Here is a 24,420-nt window from a genome sequence, read left to right on the forward strand (position 1 = left end):
ACCGGCGGGCTGCAGACCGATAGTGAGCCACACCAGAAAAGCCGGTGGGCAGCCGCTTGGAGAGCTGCTCGCCGATCACCTGGACCGAGTCTGGCCAGACGTCGGTCCTACCGGAATCGTCTAGTAGCCGCCTTTGGGCTCCGTCGTAAGAAGGCCCAAGCCCGATGAGATGGTCCCGCAGCCTCTCGCTGACGTGAGCCGGTGGCCCAAGCCGCTGATCACCCGGCTCAGGCCACCGGACGACAAGGACGCGGTGACCGCGCGATAGTCCGCAGCGCGACCACCACCTAGAGGCGCCGGCGGTGCCTCTAGATCGCCGACGCAGCGGATGTCACCCAGCCCATCGACGGTACGTCGCCAGCTGGCCTCGTGGGAAGGTGTCGGTACTGAACGGCGTCAGGAACGTTCGATCGACAGACGCCCGTGAGTTCGCGGTGACCGCTCAAGTCGAGCGACGGCAGGGGTGTTTCGAGACGATGAAGGACGTGTGCATCGCTTGCGGTGCCGGTTCGCCGGAGCCTGTCGCTAGAGCAGTTCAAGGGAGAAGGTCCTCGAAATGCTCGAACTGACCCGCCGGTCGCCGGCTGAGGTGAGCCAACGCTACTGATGCGGCGGCCTCGCTGACTTCGAACACAACAGCTGCCCGGAACGTCCGGGCGGACGCCTGCCAGATGCGGCGCAGGGACTGGTCTGCACGCTGACGCTCACCGTCGTTGGTCTGGCCAAAACAGACGCTGTGCCAGGTCGTGGCCAGTTCCGCAGCGAGGACAGTGCTGGGGGGTCGCAAGTGATCTGCCGGGTGCATGATGTCGGGCGGGGGAAACGCCGCCATGGCAAGCGCAGCAGGCTCGAGGCGATCGTCGATCCATCGAACGGCCAACTCCAGATGGATCTCAAGTAGGCCCTGAAGAACCAGAGACAGGTCCTCGTCGTCCAAACTAGTCACCTCGTGGCGCACGGCGCGAAGGTCGTCAAGCGCGGCAAGTTCCAGGCTTGTAAGGCGTCCGTCCGTTCCATCGCAGTCCGTCCATGCCAGCACAGCTCTTGCGTCGGCCCAGACAAGGCGCCGCGCGCGGTCGCGAGCAGCGGCGTTGCGCGGATGGATCTGGCCGATCCGTGCTGCAGTGGCGAGTACTTGAGAAGCGGCGCTATTCCCGACGGGTGGCACGGGAGTCTTGGTTGAGTTGAACGAGTGGTTGTGCACGTCTTGCTCCTCGGTCGTGTCGTAGCTGTCTCCTTAGTTATCGGCTTGCTTCCCCGTCGACTTGACCTCACGGGGTGTTGGCGGATGCCAGACGTGAGAGGAGTTGGCGCGTTGGCCGGGGAATGCTCCCGATAAGTAGTGCCGTCAGTGAACGAACGTGGGGCGGCGCGCATCTCCACCATGGGCAGCCGCTTGCGTACAGCAGTGGACAAGAACGGTCGATGACACTTCCGAGCCCCGAGCCGACACGTTTCGTCCGACCCCTCGCAAAGGGGTCGGACGCCCCATCAGCTGCGGCGTCCCACTAAGGGCGTAGCCCGCGTCTTAGGGGATGCGCCAGCAAGGCACCTTTGTCCGCGGTGCAAAGAGCTGGCGGCGAAAAAAGACCGCGGCGGGGTGTTCAGGAGTGCGGTGGACCGCCGATAACCGAGTCGTCAACAACCGACCGACCTCGAAGGACCTGTGCCGTGACACTTGCACCTAGCCCTCCGCATCGCCCTCAGAAGACGTCGGGCGGAACACTCCGCGGGCGCTACGTCGACTTGCTCACCGATGGGGTGTCGGCCGACGCCCTGAAACAACGCGGAGACAGGGCGGTCGACCATGCGTTGATGTCAACGGCGTTGAGCGCAGTCTGCGCAGGCATGGGGGAGCAGGACTGGCTAGCGCTCGTGGTGGATCCGCGACGCAAGTTGGGTCAGCAGGCGCGTTTCGTTAAGGGACGGCCGCGCAGTCAGAACGAGTACTACCAGTACTTAACGCGGGTGTGGAGCCGAGCCTTGGACCAAGGTCACGCGGTGGCGCTACGCGATCGGAGTCGCTACCGCGATGAGGCCAGGCTCTTGGTCCGCCGCTGGGATGCGTTCCTGACGCGGGAGATTGTTGCGGAGTTGAACCCGGACGAGGCGCTGCTTCTCATGGCCTTCCTGGACAAGATCTCTGACGTCGAGTCGCCTCGAGTGGCGTTCGGTCGTCGCGCGCTACAGGAGACGACCGGAGTGCCGGAACGGCGACTCCGTACACGCATGGCCAACCTGCAGCGGCGTGGAGTTGTGCGACTCGAGGTCCGCGGTCGGCCTGGAGGGCCCCACGCGAAGAAGCGACTTGCGAACGTGTACAGCCTGAGTGGTCCTGAGCTATTGGCGGACCAACTGCGCGAGATCACATGAGCCGTACGGCACGACCGTTGCGGCCAGTGGGGTGGATTGTCCGAGTTCGAGTGGGCCTAGCTCGGCTCGGGCGAGTACGCGGTGAGGTGCTCACCCAAGAGTTCGATGCCTGCTGCGACATCATCGCTGAGGCTCGCCAACATGATGGCCGCGTCCACGACGCCGGCTGGTATCCGGTAGGCCAGGTTGTGGGTCAGGTGATCGGCGAGAGCGCGAAGGACACGGTTGTGGTCGACGCCCGCAACTGGGTAGGTGGCGAACTCGTCGGTGTAGAACGTGAGGACTTTCCCCGTCACCTGGTCGACGCACTCGAGGCAGCGGACGTTGAACTCAGGGTCATAGTTGTCGGGGTCGAGGTATCCGTCACCGGTGAGTGCAACCTCGTGGCCGAAGATCTCCCACAGGACTTGTGGCACGGGCGTTGGCACCTTTGCGAGGTCAGGTTCGAGGCTCATCCGAGCGAAGTGTCGGTCGAGCGGCGTGCGGCGAGCAGAGCGGCTTCGTCCGCGAAGGACGTGTTGGCCCGGCCAGCGTAGTAGCGCTTCGACACGTCCTCGGAGTGCCCGGCCCATTCCGCTGCCAAGTAGGGATTGATGTTCGAGTCCAGCCAAAACGTGATAGCAGCCTTGCGAAGCGTGCTTGGGGACATCACGGCGAGTTCAGCCTTGTCGGTCCCGCCGAAGACCTGCTCGCAGGCGGGGCGCCAATACGTGTCGATGATGTTGTGCCAGTCGAGACCGGCTGTTCCGGTTGGGCTGGTCCAGGTTCGGTGCGGCGAAGCGTACCCGCGTTCTAGGTGCACACGCAGTGCGTCCGCTACAGCCGCTAGCGCAGGCACGGCGCGAACATCGGTTGCAACACGGTGCTTGAGGTGACGAACCTCGCGGCCACGCACTCCTTCCTCGGTGTCATAGACGGCGGCCTCCGTCCTTTCGAACCGCACGATCACTGGGTCACCCCAGTCGATCCATTCAGGTCGATGCGCAGTCAGTTCGCCGGGGCGGGGTGCGAGGGTGCCAGCACACATGATGAGTGACCGGAATCGCTCACCGGAAGGTCGACCGTCCGTTCCTCGCGGGCCTAGCTTTGCGATGGCGTCTGCAAGATCGAAGACCTCGTCGATCGACGGCACGATCCGGTGACTCAAGCGCGGCTGCTGCGGTTTGGGAGCGCGCTTGGAGGTGCCCAGCAGGGGATTGCGTGGGATCTGCTCGCTGTTGAACGCGGAGCGCAGAATCATTGCAAGCGTGATGTAGAAGGCTCGCACCGTCGTAGTGGTTGCACGCTCCTCGATCAGTTCGACGTCTTGGACCCCCGACGCGAAGGCTTTCTCGATACGTCGAGCATTGACGGCGGCAGTGCGTTTGTTGATGAGTTTGCGCGCAGCAATCGCGCGAAGAACGTCGTCCGGGACTATGTCGTTCATGAACATTGAGTCGCCAGACCTCGCTCCAGCTGCGGCCGCGCGAGGGTCGCGTTCGCCGTAGCGAAGAATTTCGATGGCGAGGCGCATGTTGGCGCGGTGGCCGATTCGGTTCTTGTGTGACCAATCACTGCCGGCTCGCGCAGAGGGGTACCACACGTCGTTGCAGTAGTGCTCGAAGGTCAGCGCACGGGTTTCTTCGGCTTGCGGTTCGCTGGTTGGGGCCGCGGCCGCCGGGTCGAGAGGCCACCCGCGCTTGTCCGCCGCCCAACCCATGAGTCGAGCCCTGTTGAGTTGGTCGCGCCACGTCTTCGCGTGGCCCTTCTGTCGGAAGGTCCGCTTGTGTTCTGCTCCGTTGACGCGCCAGCGCACGAACCATCGGACGCACTGCCGGTGATCGGCATCGACGTGAGTCCCGTCGACCAACTTGCCTTGCAGGTTGTAGACACCCCAGACGGTGTTCATCGGATCTCCTTGCTGTCGAGCCATTCGCGGACGTCGCTCGGCCGGAAGCGGATCTGGCCGTTGATGCGAAGCATGCGAGGCACCAACCCAGTAGTCGGTCCCTTGGCGGTCCACTTGCGGACGGTGTGCGAACTGACTCCAATCCACAGCGCGAAGGCGTCGATGGATAGCAGAGATTCGTCCGCAGCATGAGTTGATCGGTCGATGGGGTCAGCGCTCATGCGTGACGTATCGGCAGGTTTTCGTCATCGCAGGACGTGCCACGAACGCAGCTACGGGTTCGCGGCAGTGGGTCCGGCGGGGTTAGTTCGGCGGAGCGAATGCGGCGGCCAAGGCGTCCTGCATCGTCGTGTGCTCAGTGATCGCCAAGACGTCGGACTGGCGGATCTTGAGAATGCATCGCGGCTGCTGCAGGGCCGCTGCCGCGGGTGGGTCCATGAAGAAGGAGAACCAGGCATCTTCGCCGTTGTCCGAGTGCAACAGCAGCAGTGACGCCTCCATGGCGAGCGGTAGGCCGACCGGAGCCTCCGACGCGTACCGCAGGGCGAACCACTTTGCGGGCGTCGGCGCGGTTGCGGGCGGGGAGGCAATGCCCTTCGGTAGGCCGTCCAACAGGATTTCGTTGCGGTCTGCGCTCCACGACAACGCGGCAGGACGCCTGCGATCCTTCATAGTCAGCCCACGTGTTGCCGGACAGATCTGAGCAGGCGGAAACTCTTCGTAGGCCTCGACGGTGGGGGCGTGGTGCTCCCACCACGCGTGTTGCCAGTCCTGGCCCAAGCACGTGTTGCAGCGGTGACAGAGGAGCCCTCGGATCAGCCCCGAATCCTCGTCGTGGTCGACGTGGACGAACCGCGAGCGGGTGGCGACGGGTAGCCCGGTGGAGCAGATCGCGCAGCGACCTCGTTGCCACAAGAACAGTGAGTGCACGACGGTGTTGGTGTACGACCACGACTTGGGTTCTGGGACTTCGGTCGGGGCCAGTAGCGAATTGAAGCGCCGCGGTCGACTCTGTAGGCCGAGCCCGGCTGTGGCCGCACAGCGCTGAGCGGGAGGGTCGGCAAGGAAACGCGGGAGTCCGCGCACGGCCTTCCCGTCGGGTGCTACCCGCATGGTCTTGTACCTCCGCAAACAGCGAGCGCAGACCAGGCCCAGCAACAGGCTGTCCTCCACCCACTGCCGCAACGAGCACGCGACCACGCGGTCAGTGTCACCGCCCTCGCTGCTCCACCGGACTTCTTCCGAGCAGACCGCGCACCTGCCCTTCTGCTCTTCCAGGAGGCCATGCAACGGTCCGTCGTAATGGGCCCATCCTGCGGGGGCCTCGAACGAGTATCGGGGGAGTGGCACGGCGTGCTCGGCTGGACGGCCGTCGGCCGAGGACGATTTGGGCTGGCTCACAGGAACCCTTCTGAGGCGAATAGTGCATCGCGGGGTGCGACGTGAACAAAGTACCATCTATAAATGGTAGGGGTCGGTGGACTGATGACGACTTGTCCGATCTGGACGCCTACCGACGCAGGTCGTTCCTACGAATGAGAGCTGAGGACCACGGGCCAGGCCGCTTTCGGACATGCAGGGGGCACGGACTCAAATCCGGCCGATAGACCTCAGACCAGTTGACGCACCGAGCGCCAACGCTGACTCAGGTGGTTGTTTCGTGCCGAATCAAGATGAAGACCCTTCGACCTATACCCAGACCGAAGTGTGGGAGGTGGCGACCGACTACGGCGTGCTCCTGTTGGCCGTCGATAAGGACGGGATCAGGGTCACGGTCCGGGGGGCCGTGCCCGGTCAACGCGCACTGCGCGACGAACCCGACAGGGAGGTGGACTGGAACGCAACCGATCTGGACGACATACATATCGTCGGCAACAAGGACGGCCTGCGGGTCACGCTTCGCGACGGCGGACGCGCTGAGTCCGTGGCACGCGATCAGTCCGACGACGATGCAGACTCGACCCGAACGCTGTTCGCCGAGACTTACGAGGCTGGATGGGATGAGGGACGGCAAGCAGGCTGGAAGGAAGCGGACGAGATCTTCGGGCGGATCACCGACCGGTTCGAGAAGGCGGTGCGGGACTCGCACGACACTAATCACCATGGTCCCGCCGGATGGTGCGACGACGGTCAGTGTGGATCCCTGCTCAGGGCAATCGCGGATGCGCGAGTTCTGATGGACGAACGCTGAAACACTGACCACCGCTCCTGGACTGTTCCGGCTATCTAATCCTTCGTCGACCGACCGAGGGCCCGAACGTCCGTGTGTAGCTCAGCCAGCTACACACGGACGTTCGCACCAGCACGTTTCGCAACCGCGTAGCCTGATCCTGTGACCGGTCAGTCAGATATGGCGCACATCATCGGCGTACTCGGCCACAACCTGCGCCACCTTCGCGAAGCCATCGGGCTGAGCCAAGCGGATCTAGGACGCGCGGCGGGCATATCACGTAATCACTATCAGCTGCTTGAGGTTGGGCGCGCTGCGAACGGCGGCCTAGCCAATCCCAGGCTGAGCACGCTTCGGGCCCTTGCAACCGTTCTAGGTGTCCGCGCGGAATCTCTCATCATGGAACCGGTTCCCCACAGCGTCTGGCGCTGGTCCGACGTGGACGAAGAGATGCAGGACGACGTCATGGCCCAGCTTCTCGACGCTCTGCTGGACGCGTCTGCCGCGGAACTTGGGGTCCCCGGCGCTGCCTTCGTCGCAAGCGAGCTGAAGTCACTCACTCTCGGGATTGGCGTCTCGGCCCCAGATGAAATATCCGCTGCCGTCGTCGCTGAACCCGTGATCCTGCGGGCGCTACAAGCAGCCGACTTACCGGCACGCCTCACGGCGGACTCCGAAGTGTCGATAGGCGTCGATGACTTGGCCAGTGAAGCTGACGCCTAGGAGGGCTCGACTTTGCGGCGTGCCGTGCGCTCGAGGTCCGCTCGAAGATACTCGTAGCGACCGGTGACAAGAAGAGTCCGGCTGCTCACGGTGTCACCGTAGATCCTGACGAAACCGTGCTGCGGCAGCCCAACAAGACTTGCAGCCTCAGCGAGGCTCGCGTAACTGTCGGCATGGTCGCGCTCCTCGGCCAGCGTCTGAGCGACTTTCTCAACGGCTGCACGCTCGTAGCACCACACGCCGCTCTCCTGCTGGTCTGCGTGCAGAAGTCCGCGCTCGCGCAGCTTCTTCACGTACCAGGTCGCGATGCCAAGTTCCCGCGCAGCGTCCTTCTCGCTCAGCGTGTTTGCCAGGCGGGCGCGGCGATCCACCTCGGCGTACACACTCGGGCCTGAGATCATCACGCGCGTGCGAGAGCGGTTGACCCCGGCGCGGTGTCGCCACGAATCGACCTCGTCCTCTGGCGCGAGGAGGAGATGCCCCTGCCGCACTAGCCAGAGGATGTGACTGTCATGGACCCGCAGAATTGTGGCGGCCTCCTGGATTGTTGCGTGGGGTGAACTCCACCATTCGTCGGTGATGACCAAGTCGCCCACCGTCTCGCGCAGGACTTCTTCCCACCGATGAGCCACAACGATGAGCTCCTCGTCAGGAAGGTCGAAGTAGTGCTGCACCGTCGTAAGCGATCCGCCGAACTCGGCTGGCGTGCTGTGGCCCAGGTAGCCGCTCCACAACTTGCCTCGGATGTCTCCGACTCCGATCACGGTCGAGCCCGCCTTGCGCAGGAAATGCCGGTTGACGGGGAACCCGAGCGTGTCGAGGTCGAGGCCGGTCTGCCGCAAAGCATCGTCCCATCGGTCGACGATCACGGTGTTGCGCGGCCGGGGTATATCGGGTGTGCTGATGAGCCGCCGCCTGAGCCATGCCTCTTCTTTCTCGGGGGAGGTCGGGCGTGAGCCATGGAACGTGTCGATGTGACGATCGATCGCTTCGGCTAGCACTGGTGCGAGCGGCAGAGTTCGCCGACTGCTCTTGGTCTTGAGCCTTCCGTCGGCCTCGTCTGGTGCGTACGGATCGCGCTTGCCTTCGTTCTTTCCGGACCCACCTTGTCGACGAATGCGCAAAGTCTGGGTGACGGGGTCCCAGTCGCGGAGTTCGAGGCCGAAGACTTCGCTCAGCCGAAGGCAGGCGACATACATGAGGAACACCGAGAGCCGGAGCCAAGGGTCGAACTGGGCCGCCAGCGTCTTGACCTCAGTGGGCGTGAGCGGGCGAGGCTGGACTCGCGCGCGTGGACGAAGAGGATTGTCTTGGTGTCGTCCAGACACACCCTGAGCGACGTTCCCGCCAGTCAGCCCGAACTCGATTGCTTGAGCGCACGCCATCCTCACCAAGCGGATGTATTCGTTCGCTGTGGAACGCGAGAGACGCGCGGCGTACAGATGATCGACGAAGCGATGCACGTCGGCCCGCCTCAGATCGCGGATGTCTGGGTTGCCAAAGTGATGCCCCTGCTTGCGCCACTGGCCACGCATCTTCGTCGGCACCCCCTCGGGGTCGAGGTGCTTGTTCTGCTGATGGGTAACGATCGCGTACTCGACGAGGTCGTCCAACCTCGTAGGCACGGCCGGATCGACCTTGACGGTCATCTTCCGTACGAACCTCTTCTTGAATTCTTGCGCGGCAGGAGGCAACTCGCCGATAGCCCAGGCAGCACTAACCGCCAGCGAGTAGGCGTTGGCTTGTTCGAGACTGTCGAACGAGGCACGGATGTGCCGCGATCCCTGTTGGCGCTGAACTCGATACCGCTCGCCCGTACGTGTGACTCCAGCCTCGCGCATCATGACTCGCCCCCCGGACGCGGGCTGCGCTCCAATAGCGTGCACCAGTCTGCGTCAATGCGCCCTCGCGGTGCCCCAGTTTCGAGGCTCGACCACCGGTGCACAGGAGCAGTCGTGTGCTGCAAAGTGCCCCAGATCTTGCTTGCATGGCTGCAAGATCGAAGCGGTTTGCCGTCGCGTGACGACGCGTCGGCGGAGGTGCTTGCGAGCCGCTGACCTGCGCTTTTGGCTCGGATCGCACAGCGGCACCCCTCGGTACCCCGCACCCCAGCCGTTCCAGCATAGATGTAAGCGAAACCCGTTAGTGAGACAAAGCGGCAGGTCAGAGCGCAGTCGGCGCCACGCACTAGTGCATCCGCGTTCATCCGTGCAAGACGCTGTGCAGGCCGCAGCGCGGATCCCGCGGGCGACGGCGATTCGGCGAGCGGGCAAGCATCGTCGGGAGGTCCATTTCGCATGGACTTGTTATCGGCAGGACGTCGTGGCCTCTGTACCGGGAAACTAGGGCTTTGGCGCCCGCTCGCAGGAGCAGGACCTGTTGAGTGCCCGACGCAAGTCGTCGACGTGGCTCCGCAGCAGCCTGGCCTCGGTTTGCGCGATGGCAAGCTGAGTCTCGAGATCCTGCCCTCGGTCGCGCAGGACGTCCGTGGCGTTTACGGCGAGGCCTGCAGCGATGAGGTCAGTCATTGGAATGCACCACGGCCCGCCCGGGCCGGAACCCCGCCCGCGGAAGGCGTGAGGGAAAGCGCCGTTTCGTAGGCGGCGCTTGATTGTGTCGCGGGAAACACCCGCCAGCTGCGCCGCTTCGGCCAGGGTGAGTGCCTCATGGTGACCGGACTCGGAAGATACCATCTATAAAGTGTAGCGGGACGCCGGGGCGAGGCCGCGCAATTGCGAAAATGGAGGTTTGAACACAGCGAAGGCAGGCGCCGACGCAAACCAGCCAATGCCGCCACGGTGTCCGAGGCGGTGTTGCGCGCTTGTTCACGGCCCCGTCGCTCTTGTCTCTGCGGCTCGCCGTCGCCCGTACCGCAAGAACCGCCCGCGGTCGGGGGCCCATGGGCGATCCTGCGTGTAAGGGGCGTGTCTCCGACTGCTCCAGCCCAGAGGTTGCGGGCGCGGTCGAGCCATGGCCGGCGCTCGCAATCTCGCCGACGTCAGCGGACTGGTCTACGGGATCAGTGCGCTGACGCTGGTGCGCGAGAGCCTTCTCTGGCTGAACGAGGCGTCGTCGCATCCGGGGCGGCCGGATTTTGATTCGATAGTTGCCGCTGGCGCACCCGGAAGCCAGCCACCCGACAAGCACCTCCTTCACAGTGACGTTACGGATGCGCTTCTTTACACCAAGGACGACCGTGGTTTGTTGAGAAACCCACACCTCGATTCGACAGGGTCCGGCGCTCTTCTCGCGCATCCCGGCGATGAGCGCGTTTGAGCAACAAAGCCTGCGTGGCCCGAGGTGGGCGCCAGTTAGCCGGTCTGCACAAGCACGGCAGCGTTTTCGTCGGAACACGCACAGACCGCGACTTCTGGTGCTGCCTAGCGTCGGACAAGACCCATTCGACGGAGGCAACGTGTCGCACCAGCCCGAACAGCGTCGCATCCTTGCGACCGCCATCCCCGGCCCCAAGTCCCTGAAGCTCCAAGAGCAGCGCGGGGCCGAACTGGCCGCCGGTCTGGGTACCACCATGCCGATCTTCGTGGAGCGGGCTGGCGGCGGCATCATCGTTGACGTCGACGGCAATCACATCATCGACCTTGCGTCCGGTATCGCCGTTACGAGCGTTGGTGCTTCGGATCCGGAAGTAGCCCGTCGTGTGGCAGAGCAGGCAGAGCGCTTCACTCACACGTGCTTCCTCGTGACGCAATACGAGGGCTTTGTCGATGTGGCGGCTGCTCTGAACCGCCTCACGCCCGGCGATCACCCCAAGAAGACTGCTTTGTTTCACCACCGGTGCCGAGGCGGTCGAGAATGCGATCAAGATCGCTAGGGCGGCGACCGGCCGGCCAGCCGTCGTGGTCCTGGGTCACGCCTATCACGGCCGGACCTTGTTGACGATGTCGATGACGGCGAAGAACGTTCCCTACAAGGAAGGTTTCGGTCCGTTCGCGCCCGAGGTCTACCGCGTCCCCTCTCCGTACCCCTTCCGCTGGCCCTCGGGAGCCGACAACGCCGCAGAGGAGGCGCTGGCCGCGCTCACCGACACGGTGCTGACCCAAATCGGGGCACACAACGTCGCCGCGATCGTGGCCGAACCCATCCAGGGCGAGGGTGGCTTCATCGTCCCTCCGGCTGGCTACCTCAAAGCGGTCCAGGAGTTTGCGACCGCTCATGGAATCGTGTTTGTCGCCGACGAGATACAGACGGGCCTCGGCCGTACCGGCGCGATGTTCGCCTGCGAGCACGAGGACGTCGTCCCTGACCTCATCACGACTGCCAAGGCGCTGGCCGGAGGCATGCCGCTAGCTGCTGTCACAGGGCGGGCCGAGCTGATGGACGCCGTCGCGCCGGGCGGCCTCGGTGGTACCTACGCCGGCAACCCCGTGGCGTGCGCCGCGGCCCTCGGCGCGCTTGAGACCATCGAGCGCGACAACCTCGTCGAGCGTGCCCAGCAGATCGAAGCTCGGGTGATACCGCGCCTCGAGGCGCTGCTGGGCCACGACTCGCCCGTCGGAGACGTCCGGGGCCGCGGAGCGATGCTCGCCCTCGAGTTCGTGAAGCCAGGGACGACCGACCCCGCACCGGAGGTCGCCAAGTCCGTGGCTGCGTACTGTCACCGTGAGGGCGTGCTGACCCTCGTGTGTGGAACCTTCGGCAACGTCATCCGACTTCTTCCGCCGCTGGTCATCTCCATGGATCTTCTCGATGAGGCAGTCTCCGTACTCGAGGCTGCGATCTCGACGATCCGGGCCTCCTCCGAGGTCGCCTGATGAGCGTGGTCTCGCACGATCCGCGTACCGGACTTCCGGCGGAGTCTGCGGAGGAGACGACTACGGCCGAGGTGCTGAACATCGTGCAGCGTGCCGCAGGTGCCGCTCCGGTACTCGCGGCGACCAGTCCGCACGATCTGCGCGAGTGGCTGCGAGCGATCGCCGACGGTCTTGAGGCGCATCAGGACGAACTTGCGCGCCTGGCTGACACCGAGACCGCGCTCGGGCTGGATCGGCTGACCGGCGAGGTGAACCGCGCCGCCAACCAACTTCGCTTCTATGGCGATGTCGCGGTCGAGGGATCGCACCTCGGCGTGACGATCGATCCGCGGACGGACACGACGCCAGAGCTCGTGCGGGTGAATCGTCCCGTCGGCCCCGTGGCGGTCTTCGGCGCCAGCAACTTCCCATTCGCCTTCAGCGTGCTGGGCAACGACACCGGAGCGGCGCTGGCGGCAGGGTGCCCGGTCGTCGTCAAGGCGCACCCTGCACACGTGGGGCTGAGCCTGCGACAGGCGGAAATCGCGCACCAGGCGCTGCTGGCTGCTGGGGCACCGACGGGGACATTCGACGTCGTCGTCGGGCACCAGGCGGGGATCAACCTTGTCCAAGCCCCTGGCATTACAGCCGTCGCGTTCACTGGTTCGCAGAGCGGCGGCCTTGCTCTGTGGCGTCTGGCCAACGAGCGCGAGACAGTGATCCCGGTCTACGCAGAGATGGGCACCGTAAACCCAGTCGTCGTCACTCGAGATGGTTCCCGCGACATGGGCTCAGTGGCGGCAGGGTTCGTCGGGTCGTTCACCCTGGGCAGCGGTCAGTTCTGCACCAAACCCGGCATCATGCTGGCTCCCCGGGGGACGCACGCGGCCCAGGAGGTCGCGGCCGCTCTCCGGGCGTCGTCGCCGACCCCCGTCATGCTGACGCGGGCTATCGCTGACTCGGTCGAGACGGGTCTCCGAGAGATGGAGGACGCTGGCGCGGTCGTGGTGGACCACGTGGCTGCCTCCGGCGAGGGTTGGTCCGCGCCCGCTGCAGTGCTGCGCGCCGACGTGTCCGCGCTGCGGCCCGGTAGTCGGCTCCTCGAAGAGTGCTTCGGTGCTGTAGCCCTCGTGTGCGAGTACGACGGTGACGACGAGCTCCGCGAAGCCCTTTGCGCACTTCAGTCGTCGCTTGCAGCCAGCCTCATCACCGGTGGCGAGGATGACGCGCAGGCGCCCGCATTGATGGAGCTGCTCTCGCGCAAGGTGGGCCGCGTTGCCGTGAATGAGTGGCCTACCGGGGTCGCTTTCGCGTGGGCTCAGCAGCATGGAGGTCCGTGGCCGTCGACATCCGTCGCTTCGGCAACCTCTGTCGGGGCAGCAGGTCTCGCCCGCTTTCTTCGTCCCGTCGCCTTCCAGTCCGCACACGATGCGTGGTTGCCCACCCCGGCGCAGGCCGCCAACCCGTGGCGCGTGCCACGACGTATCGGTGGACGACTGGTTCTCGGGACCGACTCGTGACCCTCCCACTCGACGGGATCCTCGTCGCCGACTTCAGCCGCGTACTCGCCGGCCCCCTCGCAGCCGCAACGCTCGCGGACCTGGGAGCTCGCGTAGTCAAAGTCGAACGCCCGGGCGTAGGTGACGACACCCGGCACTGGGGTCCGCCCTGGACCGCCTCCTCCAGCAGCTACTTCGAGTGCGCCAACCGGTCGAAGGAGTCAATCGAACTCGACCTTGCCGACGCGGACGACCTTCGGGTCGCCCATGAGCTCGCCTCGCGCTGCGACGTCTTCATCGAGAACTTCCGTACGGGCGCGTTAGCGCGTCGTGGGTTGGGCTATGCGGAGGTCTCCGCAGGCAACCCCGGGGTGGTCTATGCGTCCATCACCGGCTTCGGCAGCCGCCAGGGCGCGAACATGGCTGGCTACGACTTCCTCGTTCAAGCGCTCGGCGGCCTGATGAGCGTGACCGGCACGGACGATCCCACCAAGGTCGGCGTGGCACTAGTCGACGTGCTGACGTCGAAAGATGCGGTCACAGCAATCCTCGCCGCCCTGCACGCGCGATCTACTACCGGCCAAGGTCAATGCGTCGAGGTGAACCTGCTCACCAGCCTGCTCGGTTCCATGGTGAACCAAGCCTCGGCCTACCTCACCACCGGCATCAGTCCGACCCTGATGGGCAACCGTCATCCGTCCATAGCGCCATACGAAACGCTGCGAGCGAAGGACGGTCACCTCGCCGTGTGCTGCGGCAACGAGCACCAGTTCAAAAAACTCTCTGACGCTATCGGCGCTCCCGGCCTGACTAACGACCCCCGGTTCGCTACAAATGCTGACCGCGTCGCCAACCGCGAGGACTTGGTCCAATTGATCGAGGCCGCACTCTCAGGTGACACCGTCGACAACTGGATTGAAAGCCTCACCGCAGTCGGTGTTCCGGCAGGGCGGGTGGGGAGTGTCGCAGACGCGTTCGCGTTGGCGGAGCGTCTTGGCCTCGAACCCACGGTCGCAGTCGGCAACGGTCGGCCACCGCAGGTACGCAACCCCATCACGTTTTCCAGCACCCCCGTCACGAACTACACCGCGCCCCCGCTGTTGGGCGAACACAACGACGAGGTCCGTCGTTGGCTGAACGAGGAGACAACCTGAGATGAGCACCTCCACCAAGCTGCCGCTTTTTGAGCCCCTGGACCCTGCCGGCATCGGCGACTTGCTTACGGCTGACGAGCGGGCTGTCCGAGACACCGTGCGGCAGTTGTGCGCCGAGCGGATCGCCCCCTACGTCGCCGATTGGTTCGAGAGCGGTGCCATCGACGACGTCCGGGGGCTGGCCAAGGAGCTCGGGACGCTCGGCGTGCTCGGCATGCACCTCGAGGGCTACGGCTGCGCCGGCATGTCTGCCACGGAGTATGGACTGGCGTGCCTCGAGCTCGAGGCCACCGACTCGGGCATCAGGTCACTTGTCTCCGTCCAGGGATCACTAGCGATGTTCGCGATATGGCGCTGGGGCTCGAAGGACCAGAAGAACGAGTGGCTCCCGCGCATGGCTGCTGGTGATGCCATCGGTTGCTTCGGGCTCACCGAGCCGGACATTGGGTCCGACCCCGGCAACATGCGAAGCCGCGCGCGACGCGACGGCAGCGACTGGGTCCTCGACGCACGCAAGATGTGGATCACCAACGGCACCGTCGCAGACGTGGCGGTTGTGTGGGCCATGACCGACGAAGGCGTTCGTGGTTTCGTCGTCCCCACTGACACCCCAGGCTTCAGCGCACCCGAGATCAAGCACAAGATGTCGCTGCGCGCTTCGGTGACCAGCGAGCTCGTGTTGGACGGTGTGCGTTTGCCCGAGTCCGCCGTGCTTCCGGAGGTGATTGGGCTCAAGGGCCCTCTCAGCTGCCTCAATGAAGCGCGATACGGAATCGTGTGGGGTGCCATGGGTGCTGCTCGGTCGTCCATCGAGGCTGCGCTTTCCTACGCAAACGAGCGTGTCCAGTTCGGCAAGCCGATCTCCGCCTTTCAGTTGACCCAGCAGAAGCTTGTCGACATGAACCTCGAGTACACGAAGGGTGTGCTCCTTGCTCTCCATCTGGGGCGCCGCAAGGACGCCGGCACTCTGCTACCCGAGCAGGTGAGCCTCGGCAAGCTCAACAACGTCCGCGAAGCGCTCGACATCTGCCGCACAGCGCGCACCATCCTTGGCGCTAACGGCATCTCCCTTGAGTATCCGGTCATCCGGCACATGAACAACCTCGAATCGGTCCTCACGTACGAAGGAACCGTCGAGATGCACACCCTCGTGGTGGGTCAAGCAATGACCGGGCACGAGGCATTCCGTTGAGAACAAGCAAGTCAGGTCAAGGACGACTTACACGATGAAGACGATCGAGCGAGTTGGAGTAGTCGGTGCCGGCCAGACGAACGCCGCCATTGCAGGGGTCTGCGACCGCGCGGAAACACGTCCTTGTCATAGCAATCGACCACGCGAGGTTGCACGACCTGACACTTCGCACCGCCGCCGCCGCGTTGGCGTCATGACCGTTGCAAGCCCACCGACCGAGAAAGCTCTACCGATGAGCACCACCGACTGCCGCGAACGCACGTCCAACAGCGTTGTCGTCACACCATCCGATTGCCCGTTGGGTGTTAGCGAAGTGCTGCGCACCTTCGACGCCTGCCGGCGAGAGCTATCCAAGAAGGTCGCTGGCACCGAGGGGAGTGGGGCCGGCTACGACGGGCTGCGGGTCGACCACGCATCGCTGGCAGCAGTCAGCGAAGGCGATGTCGTCACCGTCACTGCAATCGTCAGCAGTAGACGACACGGCGGACACCTCGTCGATTACATCGCCACCGCCTCCAATGCAGGCGGACGGTGCGTCGTGCTTGTTCAGGCACACGGTTGGACCTTGGCACGCCAAACCACCGAGTCGGTCGCTGGCGTCCGCCGCCGATCGCACGAGGAGGTGCGCTCGTGACTACGTCGTATCTCGGCACCGGCCGCGTCAAGCGCGGCATGGCCGAGATGCTCAAGGGCGGCGTCATCATGGACGTCGTCACCGCCGAGCAGGCGAAGATCGCCGAGGACGCCGGCGCCGTCGCCGTCATGGCGTTGGAGCGGGTCCCGGCCGACATCCGCGCCCAGGGCAGCGTCTCCCGCATGAGCGACCCCGACATGATCGACGGCATCATCGAGGCCGTCTCCATCCCCGTGATGGCCAAGGCCCGTATCGGCCACTTCGCGGAGGCGCAGGTCCTCCAGTCGCTCGGCGTCGACTACATCGACGAGTCCGAGGTGCTGACCCCCGCCGACTACGCCAACCACATCGACAAGTGGCAGTTCACCGTGCCGTTCGTGTGCGGTGCGACCAACCTCGGCGAGGCCCCGCGCCGGATCACCGAGGGCGCGGCGATGATCCGCTCCAAGGGCGAGGCCGGCACCGGCGACGTCTCCAACGCGGTCACCCACATGCGCACCATCCGCGCCGAGCTGCGCCGCCTCCACGGCCTCTCCGAGGACGAGCTCTACGTCGCGGCCAAGGAGCTCCAGGCCCCCTACGAGCTGGTCAAGGAGGTCGCCGCCGCGGGCAAGCTCCCGGTCGTCCTCTTCACCGCCGGCGGCATCGCCACCCCGGCCGACGCCGCGATGATGATGCAGCTCGGCGTCGAGGGCGTCTTCGTCGGCTCGGGCATCTTCAAGTCCGGCAACCCGGCCCAGCGCGCCGAGGCGATCGTCAAGGCGACGACCTTCCACGACGACCCCGACGTCGTCGCGAAGGTCTCGCGCGGCCTCGGCGAGGCCATGGTCGGCATCAACGTCGACGAGATCCCGCAGCCGCACCGCCTGGCCGAGCGGGAATGGTGACGATGTCGACACACAGGTGGTTTGTCGTAGCTCAATTCGGCGAGAACGCCGAACCCGGGCTCGACGGCAGCCCAACCTCTCTGGCCCACGCCAAGGAGATGGGAACCGCGCGCACGGCGTGCGGTCTTGACTGTTCGACCTGGGTGAAGTGGTGGGGCCAAGCGTTTCCCGTGCCGTCAGCAACCTCCTGCCGTCAGTGCCTCCTAGTCGTTACAACCCCCTCGAGCGCGCCAGCCAAGTGCGAGTCCGTATGGCACCGTCGGAAGCGAAAGTCCGACGTCGCGGTCAGCAATCCTGTCGACCCCCTCAATGCGAAGAAGGTGCGGATCAGGTGAACATCGTTGTGTGTGTGAAGTACGTGCCGGACGCCACGGCCGACCGCAAGTTCGAGGACGACAACACCGTCGACCGCGTCGGTGTCGACGGCCTGTTGTCCGAGCTGGACGAGTACGCCGTCGAGCAGGCGCTGCAGTTCCGCGAGAAGCGCGAGGGCGAGGACATCACCGTCACCGCGCTCACCGTCGGCCCCGAGAAGGCCGTCGACGCGGTCCGCAAGGCGCTCCAGATGGGTGCCGACTCCGGCGTCCACGTGGTCGACGACGCGATCGCGGGCTCCGACTACCTCGGCACCTCGCTCGTGCTGGCCAAGGCGATCGAGAAGATCAAGGCCGACACCGGCGCCGACCTCGTCATGTGCGGCATGGCCTCGACCGACGCCTCCGGCTCGGTCGTCCCGGCCATGCTCGCCGAGCGCCTCGGCCTGCCGCAGGTCACACTGGCCTCCGTGGTCGAGTCGCAAGGCGACCAGGTCCGCATCAAGCGCGACAACGAGGGCTCGACCGAGGTCATCGGCGCGACCCTCCCGATCGTGCTGAGCGTGACCGACCAGTCGGGCGAGGCCCGCTACCCGTCGTTCAAGGGCATCATGGCCGCCAAGAAGAAGCCACTCGAGACCTGGTCGCTCACCGACCTCGGCCTCGACGCCGAGCAGGTCGGCCTGTCGGTGGCCTACACGCAGGTCGAGGACACCACCGCCCGCCCGCCGCGCACCGCCGGCGAGGTCGTCACGGACGAGGACGGATCGGGCGCCACTGCGCTTGTCGAGTTCCTCGCGTCCAAGAAGTTCATCTGACAGGACCGGGCCGCCAAGAGCGGCCGTTACCCGAACCGCCGGGCGCCATTGCGTCGACTCTTGGCCGTCACTCACACCGACCCTCGTGATACGCCGCAATGGCGTCCGGCTCACCACAAGGCTGAAACGCCGCCTCCCAAACAAGAGGATCAGAAGCCATGTCCGAAGTTCTTGTCGTCATCGACCACGCCGAGGGCGAGGTCAAGAAGCCGACCTACGAGCTGCTCACGATCGCGCGCCGACTCGGCGCGCCGTCGGCCGTGTTCTTCGGCTCGCCCGACCAGGGCGACGCCGTGGCCGAGAAGGTCAAGAGGTACGGCGCCGCGAAGGTCTATGTCATCGACGACGCCCCGATCAAGGGCTTCCTCGTGGCTCCGAAGGCCGAGGCGCTCCAGCAGCTCGTCGAGCAGGCGAGCTCGAACGGAGACCTGGCCGCGATCCTGCTGCCGTCGACCTTCGAGAACAAGGAGGTCGCCGCCCGCCTGGCGATCAAGATCGGCTCCGGCCTGATCACCGACGCGGTCGACGTCTCCGCTGGATCGGATGGGTCGGCGGTGACCACCCAGAGCGTCTTTGCCGGCAACTACACGGTGCAGGCGAAGGTCACCACCGGCACGCCGATCATCACGGTGAAGCCCAACTCGGCCGCGCCCGAGGAGGCCGAGGGCGCCGGTGCCGTCGAGGCGTTCGCCGCGACGATCTCCGACGCCGCCAAGGGTGCGCAGGTCGTGGCCACACAGCCGCGTCAGTCCACCGGCCGTCCCGAGCTGACCGAGGCCGCGATCGTGGTCTCGGGCGGTCGTGGCACCGGCGGCAACTTCGAGCCGGTCGAGGGCTTCGCCGACTCGCTCGGTGCGGCCGTGGGCGCGTCCCGCGCAGCGGTCGACTCCGGCTGGATGCCGCACGCGTTCCAGGTCGGCCAGACCGGCAAGACCGTGTCGCCGCAGCTCTACGTCGCCAACGGCATCTCCGGTGCGATCCAGCACCGCGCCGGCATGCAGACGTCGAAGACGATCGTCGCGGTCAACAAGGACCCCGAGGCCCCGATCTTCGAGCTCGTCGACTTCGGTGTGGTGGGCGACCTCCACACCGTCCTGCCAGCGGCACGCCAACAGATCACCGACAGATCCGCCGCTCACTAGGAGACGTTGATGCCGACGATGTTCCTAATCCTGACCCGTGCCAGCGCGCCGATACACCGGCAGCCATGACGACACCCCTGGCGGACCGCTTCGGCCGCGTGGCCACGGACCTGCGCGTGTCCCTGACCGACCGGTGCAACCTGCGGTGCAACTACTGCATGCCGGCCGAGGGCCTCGACTGGCTCCCGACGGAGCAGACGCTGACCGACGACGAGATCGTCCGACTCATCACCATCGGTGTCAAGCGGCTCGGCATCCGCGAGGTCCGCTTCACGGGCGGGGAGCCCCTGCTGCGCCGCGGGCTGGTCGACATCGTCAGCCGCACGCACGCCCTGGGCGTGGAGACGTCGCTCACGACCAACGCCCTCGGCCTGTCGCGCACCGCGCAGGCCCTCGCCGACGCCGGCCTCGACCGGATCAACGCCAGCATCGACTCCGTGCGGCCCGAGACGTTCGCGACGATCACCCGCCGCGACCGGCTCAAGGACGTCGTCGCCGGCCTGGAGGCGGCCAAGGCCGCCGGCCTCGGACCGATCAAGCTCAACGCCGTGCTGCTGCGCGGGACCAACGACGACCAGGCGGCCGAGCTGCTGCGCTGGAGCATCGAGCACGGCTACGAGCTGCGCTTCATCGAGCAGATGCCGCTCGACGCCCAGCACGACTGGAGCCGCGCCGCGATGGTGACGGCCGACGAGATCTTCGACCAGCTGTCCGCGGAGTTCGCGCTCACCCCGCACGGCGAGCCGCGGGGGAGCGCCCCCGCCGAGCTGTTCGACGTCGACGGCGGCCCGGCCACGGTCGGCATCATCGCCTCGGTCACCCGCCCGTTCTGCGGTGACTGCGACCGGGTCCGCCTCACCGCGGACGGCCAGGTCCGCAACTGCCTCTTCGCGCGCGAGGAGTCCGACCTGCGTGCGGCGCTGCGCTCCGGCGCGACCGACGGAGAGATCGCCGAGCGCTGGGTCATCGCGATGCTAGGCAAGCGGGCCGGCCACGGCATCGACGACGTGACCTTCCTCCAGCCCGACCGCCCGATGTCCGCCATCGGCGGCTGACTGAGCCGGCCCGCCCCCGAATCGCGCTCTGATTACTACACCCCGAAGACGGCTACGTTCAGGGGCCGATGGTTTTCACGCGTCCATCAGGTCCATGAGGTCGGCGATGAAGGTCTCGTAGTCCGTCCCGGGCGTCGCCAGCCTCTGCACCCGACTCGACTCGGACAGCGTGACGATCATCTGGTCGAACACCTCGCGGAAGAGCCGCCGCTCATCGGCGTTGAACGCGACGAGCAGCACGAGCTTGACCTCACTCCCGCCCCATGCGATCGGCGCTTCGCTGATGTAGGCCGCGATGGCGGAGCGGTGGGCGTCCATCGTCATCGCGTGCGGCACGGCGAGTCCCTTGCTGAACGACGTGGGTGACATGGCCTCACGCTCGAGGACCTGGCCGAGGAAGGCGTCTCCCACCACACCCTGCGCCTGCATCGCCGCCACCAGGTGGGTGATGACCTCGTCGCGCTCCCGCCATGGCCCCCCGCTGAAGAAGAGCTCGCGGTCCACGAGCTGACGCAGCTGGTGGACTGCCCTCAGCCAGGAGGACCGACGACGGGCGGCCTGGACAGCCCCATGGATCGTGTCGAGGTCGTGCTGGGTGAGGAGCGGGCTCACGACCACCTGGCGCGCGGGATGCAGGTGCGGGATCTCGATGGGCGTGATGATGAGGTCTGCGTCGACACGCGACCAGTCCTGGTCGGCGGAGGTGTACGTCGCCACCACCCGTGCGCGGTCCCCGAGGCTCATGGCCAGCGCCTTCGACTGGTCCTCGTGCATCCGGTAGTACTTCGGCACCACGAGGGCCACGCTCGTCTGGTCCATGCGTTCGCGCTGGCGCTCGAGGCAGCCGCCGATGTGCAGCGCGATGAAGCTGATCTCGTCCTCGGAGACCGGCACGTCGAACGCGAGCTCGACGTGCTGTGCGAAGTAGATCGCGAGCTCGTGCACGAGCGGATGGGCCTGCTTGATCTGAGCAGCCAGCGGGTTGCTGACCGGGCGACCGGCCGAGGCGCGCACCACGAGGTTGCGGATGTGCAGGCCGAGACCGGCAACCAGGGCTTCGTCCTCGATGTCGACGAGATAGTGCTTGCTGAGCTCCCTGCAGATCGTCCGCACCAGGACGACGTACCGCGCCGACCGCCGACATGACTGCGTCGCTGTCCACCACGTCGCCGAGGCGCAACGTGCTCTTGCTGGCGACCACGGCCACGAGGGCCGCGGTCTCCCGCGGGTCGACCTCGACGCCGTACTGCGTCTCGGCGTACCTCACCAGGTCCTGCACAGCGCTGTTGATCCGATCGTCCGCCGCGGCGTGCACAGGGGCCGTGGTCACGGTGCGGTCCTCGGTGATCCGGTCGATCGCGATGACCAGATGGAGGACGAGGGTGTTGATCGCGTACTCGTTCACTTCAAGGCTGTAGCGGGAGAGCGACTGCAGCACGACCCGTTTGAGCTCGGCGACGTCGTACGAGGGGTAGGCCGCCTGTACGGCGTCGAGCTGCAGCAGCCGGGTCTGCGTGGTGGCCTGCGTGAGCGTGTGCCGGATGAGACGGCGCTTGTCGACCTCGGCGCCCTCGATGCGCAGCGACTCGCGGTCGCGGACGAGGACGAGCCGGTACTGGGGGAGGAGGACGCGAGCCCGGCCGAGGTCGCTCTCGATCGTCGACGAGCTGACCTTGAGGCTCTCGGCGAGTTGGTGGACGTCGACGGCGGTCCCCGCCGACACCAGATCACGCAGCACCTGGTGCAGGCGCTCGGGCGCCCTCAGGGCTTTCGGCGGGTGGGAGAGCGGCACGAGCGTGGTCGGCGCCGACCGGGCAGCGGTCCCCAGCCGGTAGCCCCGGTGCGACGCCTCGACGAAGCCGGAACCGGTCGCTTCGTTGAGTGCCGTGACGTAGTTGCGCACGCTGCGCGTCGTAACGCCGAGGTCGGAGGCCAGGTCAGCGGCAGACACCCACGTGCCCGCCCCGCGCAGCCGAGCGACCAGTCGCTCGTGCCTATCCATCGCCACCTGACCTTCATCGCGCCCCGTCGTGGCACCAGTGTGGCGCGACAGTGCGGCGCAGGCGTCGTGTCGGCGTTCCGCAATCGCGGAAAGTGGTGTGGTGGTCGCCGGGCGGAGGTGGCCGCACGCTCATGACAGCAGGCTGGCCCTCCGAGGGTCACCACCTATGTCTAGGAGTGAGCATGTCGCTGAGGATCCTCATCGTCTGCGGCGGGGGCGCTTCCAGCGGCTTCCTCGCGCAGGGAATGCGCAAGGCCGCCAAGAAGGACGGTGTTGACCTGACGGTCGAGGCGCGCAGCGAGACCGAGGTCGAGGAATACGTGGGCAAGGTCGATGTCGTGCTGGTCGGCCCGCACCTCGCGTTCATGTTCGACAGCATCCGCTCGCTCGTCGAGCCGCACGGGATCCAGGTGGCCCTCGTCCCCCAACAGGTCTACGGCCGCCTCGACGGCGCCGCCGCGTACAAGCTGGCGCAGGGTCTCGTCACCACGGAAGGGGTCCAGTCGTGAACCGCCTCGTGAACTACATGAACGACAGCTTCGCGCCGAAGGTCAACCGGCTCACCCGCAACGACTGGGTGCGCTCGATCCAGGACTCGATCATGGCGGTGATGCCGCTGATCCTCATCGGCTCCCTGATCACGCTGATCTCGATCCTCAACGAGTACGCCGACTGGTGGCCGGACTTCTCGGGCATCAACCGGTTCTCGTTCGGACTCATCGGGCTGTTCATCGCCTTCTTGGTGCCCTTCTACATGATGGAGCGCAGGGGGCACCGGGACCGTCGCCTCGTCGCCAGCGCCACCGGTGCGGCGGTCTTCCTCTATCTGCTGTCGCCGACGTTCAGCGAGGCCGGTGAGATCATCTTCCTCTTCGAGCGCTTCGGTGCCACCGGCATCTTCGCCGGCCTGATCGCGGGGCTCGCGGTGTCCGCCGTGATGGTCCTATCCGCGCGGCTCTCCCTGTTCAAGAAGTCGACCACGATGCCCGACTTCATCATCGTGTGGTTCGACTCAATCCTGCCGATCATGGCCTGCCTTGTGGGCGCGTGGCTCACGGTGGACGTCTTCGGCGGCGACGTGTTCGCCGGACTGGTCACCGCGTTCGAGCCGCTCACCGCGATCGCTCAGAGCTTCTGGGGCTTCGTGCTGATCTACTTCATCGGTGCGTTCCTCTACTCCTTCGGCATGAGCGCGTGGATTATGTTCCCGCTGATCTACCCGCTGCAGCTGCAGGGCATTCAGGAGAACGTGGAGCTCGTGGCGTCGGGGCAGGACCCCACCAACTTCAACACCTATGAGGTGCTGTACTCGGGGTGGGTTGCCATTGGTGGCGTCGGGGCGACCCTGCCGTTGGTCATCATGATGGCCTTCATGGCGCGGTCCCAGCGCCTCAAGGCCATCGGTCGCGTCTCGCTGGTACCTTCGGTCTTCAACATCAACGAGCCCGTGGTCTTCGGCGCCCCGATCGCGTTCAACCCGATCCTGATGGTGCCGTTCTGGATCAACAGCATTCTCCCCCCGGCGCTGGTCTACGGCGCCTTGTCCTGGGGCCTGGCAGACATTCCGAGCAAGGTCTACCAACTCTGGTACACCCCGTTCCCCATCTCCACGTGGATCGTGTCCCCTGGCGTCGCTGGCCTGCTCCTGTTCGCCGTCATCTTCGCCCTTTCCACCGCCGTGTGGCTGCCGTTCCTGCGCGTCTACGACCTCCAGGTGCTCGACGAGGAGCGAGCTGAAGCCGCCGCGGCTGGTCTGACCCGTGTCGACGGATCAGTCCCTGCAGCAGAGTCCCTGTGACCGACCCACGACGAGGAATC

At 65.8% G+C, this 24,420-nt stretch carries 23 protein-coding genes and 1 pseudogene; 15 read left to right on the forward strand and 9 right to left on the reverse strand.

Annotated features, from left to right (window positions below):
• Nucleotides 1-535 precede the first annotated feature (535 nt).
• From K4G59_RS00005 to K4G59_RS00025, 5 genes are all read right to left on the reverse strand, one after another.
• The gene (locus K4G59_RS00005) at nucleotides 536-1,204 is read right to left on the reverse strand and encodes a hypothetical protein (RefSeq protein WP_231248445.1); all 669 of its coding nucleotides are present in this window, start codon (nucleotides 1,202-1,204) and stop codon (nucleotides 536-538) included.
• A gap of 1,225 nt (nucleotides 1,205-2,429) precedes the next feature.
• Nucleotides 2,430-2,828: a hypothetical protein gene (locus tag K4G59_RS00010; RefSeq protein ID WP_231248446.1), complete on the reverse strand. Its 399-nt coding sequence runs from the start codon at nucleotides 2,826-2,828 to the stop codon at nucleotides 2,430-2,432.
• Complete coding sequence (locus K4G59_RS00015) at nucleotides 2,825-4,261, reverse strand: hypothetical protein (RefSeq protein ID WP_231248447.1); 1,437 nt, start codon at nucleotides 4,259-4,261, stop codon at nucleotides 2,825-2,827. The genes K4G59_RS00010 and K4G59_RS00015 overlap by 4 nt, the downstream gene beginning before the upstream one ends.
• Nucleotides 4,258-4,482 carry a helix-turn-helix domain-containing protein gene (locus K4G59_RS00020; protein WP_231248448.1) on the reverse strand — a complete coding sequence of 75 codons (225 nt, stop codon included), beginning with the start codon at nucleotides 4,480-4,482 and terminating at the stop codon, nucleotides 4,258-4,260. Before K4G59_RS00020 ends, K4G59_RS00015 begins: the two co-directional genes overlap by 4 nt.
• An 82-nt stretch (nucleotides 4,483-4,564) precedes the next feature.
• Nucleotides 4,565-5,191, reverse strand: a complete 627-nt coding sequence (locus tag K4G59_RS00025; protein ID WP_231248449.1) for an endonuclease domain-containing protein — start codon at nucleotides 5,189-5,191, stop codon at nucleotides 4,565-4,567.
• Nucleotides 5,192-5,921: 730 nt separating this feature from the next.
• Between K4G59_RS00025 and K4G59_RS00030 the strand changes: the two genes are divergently transcribed.
• Nucleotides 5,922-6,452 carry a hypothetical protein gene (locus tag K4G59_RS00030; RefSeq protein ID WP_231248450.1) on the forward strand — a complete coding sequence of 177 codons (531 nt, stop codon included), beginning with the start codon at nucleotides 5,922-5,924 and terminating at the stop codon, nucleotides 6,450-6,452.
• Between the two features lie 141 nt (nucleotides 6,453-6,593).
• Nucleotides 6,594-7,154, forward strand: coding sequence for a helix-turn-helix domain-containing protein (locus tag K4G59_RS00035; RefSeq protein ID WP_231248451.1), 561 nt, complete (start codon nucleotides 6,594-6,596; stop codon nucleotides 7,152-7,154).
• On the opposite strand, the gene K4G59_RS00040 is transcribed toward K4G59_RS00035, so the two are convergent.
• Both K4G59_RS00040 and K4G59_RS20620 read right to left on the reverse strand, forming a co-directional pair.
• Nucleotides 7,151-8,998 (reverse strand): site-specific integrase, encoded by a 1,848-nt coding sequence (locus K4G59_RS00040; protein WP_231248452.1) that lies wholly within the window; start codon nucleotides 8,996-8,998, stop codon nucleotides 7,151-7,153. The genes K4G59_RS00035 and K4G59_RS00040 overlap by 4 nt on opposite strands.
• 498 nt (nucleotides 8,999-9,496) lie before the next feature.
• The gene (locus K4G59_RS20620) at nucleotides 9,497-9,847 is read right to left on the reverse strand and encodes a helix-turn-helix transcriptional regulator (RefSeq protein ID WP_372461778.1); all 351 of its coding nucleotides are present in this window, start codon (nucleotides 9,845-9,847) and stop codon (nucleotides 9,497-9,499) included.
• 277 nt (nucleotides 9,848-10,124) lie between these two features.
• Between K4G59_RS20620 and K4G59_RS00045 the strand changes: the two genes are divergently transcribed.
• The 11 genes from K4G59_RS00045 to moaA all read left to right on the forward strand — a co-directional run bounded on the left by K4G59_RS00045 (nucleotide 10,125) and on the right by moaA (nucleotide 20,600).
• Nucleotides 10,125-10,430 carry a hypothetical protein gene (locus tag K4G59_RS00045; protein WP_231248453.1) on the forward strand — a complete coding sequence of 102 codons (306 nt, stop codon included), beginning with the start codon at nucleotides 10,125-10,127 and terminating at the stop codon, nucleotides 10,428-10,430.
• A 139-nt stretch (nucleotides 10,431-10,569) separates the two neighbouring features.
• Nucleotides 10,570-10,986 (forward strand): aminotransferase class III-fold pyridoxal phosphate-dependent enzyme, encoded by a 417-nt coding sequence (locus tag K4G59_RS20310; RefSeq protein ID WP_308189310.1) that lies wholly within the window; start codon nucleotides 10,570-10,572, stop codon nucleotides 10,984-10,986.
• The gene (locus tag K4G59_RS00050; protein WP_308189330.1) at nucleotides 10,979-11,926 is read left to right on the forward strand and encodes an aminotransferase class III-fold pyridoxal phosphate-dependent enzyme; all 948 of its coding nucleotides are present in this window, start codon (nucleotides 10,979-10,981) and stop codon (nucleotides 11,924-11,926) included. Before K4G59_RS20310 ends, K4G59_RS00050 begins: the two co-directional genes overlap by 8 nt.
• Nucleotides 11,926-13,425, forward strand: a complete 1,500-nt coding sequence (locus K4G59_RS00055) for an aldehyde dehydrogenase family protein (RefSeq protein WP_231248454.1) — start codon at nucleotides 11,926-11,928, stop codon at nucleotides 13,423-13,425. Before K4G59_RS00050 ends, K4G59_RS00055 begins: the two co-directional genes overlap by 1 nt.
• Nucleotides 13,422-14,558, forward strand: coding sequence for a CaiB/BaiF CoA transferase family protein (locus K4G59_RS00060; RefSeq protein WP_231248455.1), 1,137 nt, complete (start codon nucleotides 13,422-13,424; stop codon nucleotides 14,556-14,558). The genes K4G59_RS00055 and K4G59_RS00060 overlap by 4 nt, the downstream gene beginning before the upstream one ends.
• A 1-nt stretch (nucleotide 14,559) precedes the next feature.
• Entirely contained in the window at nucleotides 14,560-15,750 is a 1,191-nt protein-coding gene (locus K4G59_RS00065) for an acyl-CoA dehydrogenase family protein (RefSeq protein ID WP_231248456.1), read from the forward strand.
• A 232-nt stretch (nucleotides 15,751-15,982) separates the two neighbouring features.
• Nucleotides 15,983-16,384, forward strand: a complete 402-nt coding sequence (locus K4G59_RS00070) for a hypothetical protein (protein WP_231248457.1) — start codon at nucleotides 15,983-15,985, stop codon at nucleotides 16,382-16,384.
• Nucleotides 16,381-17,271 (forward strand): pyridoxal 5'-phosphate synthase lyase subunit PdxS, encoded by an 891-nt coding sequence (gene pdxS, locus K4G59_RS00075; protein WP_308189311.1) that lies wholly within the window; start codon nucleotides 16,381-16,383, stop codon nucleotides 17,269-17,271. Before K4G59_RS00070 ends, pdxS begins: the two co-directional genes overlap by 4 nt.
• 349 nt (nucleotides 17,272-17,620) lie before the next feature.
• Nucleotides 17,621-18,403 (forward strand): electron transfer flavoprotein subunit beta/FixA family protein, encoded by a 783-nt coding sequence (locus tag K4G59_RS00080; protein WP_231248458.1) that lies wholly within the window; start codon nucleotides 17,621-17,623, stop codon nucleotides 18,401-18,403.
• Between the two features lie 158 nt (nucleotides 18,404-18,561).
• Entirely contained in the window at nucleotides 18,562-19,545 is a 984-nt protein-coding gene (locus K4G59_RS00085; protein WP_231248459.1) for an electron transfer flavoprotein subunit alpha/FixB family protein, read from the forward strand.
• 65 nt (nucleotides 19,546-19,610) lie between these two features.
• Nucleotides 19,611-20,600: a GTP 3',8-cyclase MoaA gene (gene moaA / locus K4G59_RS00090; protein ID WP_231248460.1), complete on the forward strand. Its 990-nt coding sequence runs from the start codon at nucleotides 19,611-19,613 to the stop codon at nucleotides 20,598-20,600.
• A 75-nt stretch (nucleotides 20,601-20,675) separates the two neighbouring features.
• Here moaA and K4G59_RS00095 read toward each other — a convergent pair whose 3' ends face one another.
• Together K4G59_RS00095 and K4G59_RS20625 are read right to left on the reverse strand one after the other, a co-directional pair.
• Nucleotides 20,676-21,713 carry a BglG family transcription antiterminator gene (locus K4G59_RS00095; RefSeq protein ID WP_231248461.1) on the reverse strand — a complete coding sequence of 346 codons (1,038 nt, stop codon included), beginning with the start codon at nucleotides 21,711-21,713 and terminating at the stop codon, nucleotides 20,676-20,678.
• A 775-nt stretch (nucleotides 21,714-22,488) separates the two neighbouring features.
• Nucleotides 22,489-22,602, reverse strand: a pseudogene (locus tag K4G59_RS20625) (HTH domain-containing protein); the annotation flags it as partial.
• 182 nt (nucleotides 22,603-22,784) lie between these two features.
• On the opposite strand from K4G59_RS20625, the gene K4G59_RS00105 reads away from it, so the two are divergent.
• Nucleotides 22,785-23,111 (forward strand): PTS sugar transporter subunit IIB, encoded by a 327-nt coding sequence (locus K4G59_RS00105; RefSeq protein WP_231248463.1) that lies wholly within the window; start codon nucleotides 22,785-22,787, stop codon nucleotides 23,109-23,111.
• Nucleotides 23,108-24,400: a PTS sugar transporter subunit IIC gene (locus K4G59_RS00110; RefSeq protein WP_231248464.1), complete on the forward strand. Its 1,293-nt coding sequence runs from the start codon at nucleotides 23,108-23,110 to the stop codon at nucleotides 24,398-24,400. The genes K4G59_RS00105 and K4G59_RS00110 overlap by 4 nt, the downstream gene beginning before the upstream one ends.
• Nucleotides 24,401-24,420 lie beyond the last annotated feature (20 nt).

Source organism: Nocardioides furvisabuli (assembly GCF_021083185.1).
Taxonomy (GTDB): Bacteria; Actinomycetota; Actinomycetes; order Propionibacteriales; family Nocardioidaceae; genus Nocardioides; species Nocardioides furvisabuli.

Coding starts and splice junctions, on each gene's coding strand:
- K4G59_RS00010 (WP_231248446.1), bottom strand. CDS start 2,828: ATGAGCCTCGAACCTGACCTCGCAAAGGTGCCAACGCCCGTGCCACAA.
- K4G59_RS00015 (WP_231248447.1), bottom strand. CDS start 4,261: ATGAACACCGTCTGGGGTGTCTACAACCTGCAAGGCAAGTTGGTCGAC.
- K4G59_RS00020 (WP_231248448.1), bottom strand. CDS start 4,482: ATGAGCGCTGACCCCATCGACCGATCAACTCATGCTGCGGACGAATCT.
- K4G59_RS00040 (WP_231248452.1), bottom strand. CDS start 8,998: ATGATGCGCGAGGCTGGAGTCACACGTACGGGCGAGCGGTATCGAGTT.
- K4G59_RS20620 (WP_372461778.1), bottom strand. CDS start 9,847: ATGGTATCTTCCGAGTCCGGTCACCATGAGGCACTCACCCTGGCCGAA.
- K4G59_RS00045 (WP_231248453.1), top strand. CDS start 10,125: ATGGCCGGCGCTCGCAATCTCGCCGACGTCAGCGGACTGGTCTACGGG.
- K4G59_RS00055 (WP_231248454.1), top strand. CDS start 11,926: ATGAGCGTGGTCTCGCACGATCCGCGTACCGGACTTCCGGCGGAGTCT.
- K4G59_RS00065 (WP_231248456.1), top strand. CDS start 14,560: ATGAGCACCTCCACCAAGCTGCCGCTTTTTGAGCCCCTGGACCCTGCC.
- K4G59_RS00070 (WP_231248457.1), top strand. CDS start 15,983: ATGAGCACCACCGACTGCCGCGAACGCACGTCCAACAGCGTTGTCGTC.
- K4G59_RS00085 (WP_231248459.1), top strand. CDS start 18,562: ATGTCCGAAGTTCTTGTCGTCATCGACCACGCCGAGGGCGAGGTCAAG.
- moaA (WP_231248460.1), top strand. CDS start 19,611: ATGACGACACCCCTGGCGGACCGCTTCGGCCGCGTGGCCACGGACCTG.
- K4G59_RS00105 (WP_231248463.1), top strand. CDS start 22,785: ATGTCGCTGAGGATCCTCATCGTCTGCGGCGGGGGCGCTTCCAGCGGC.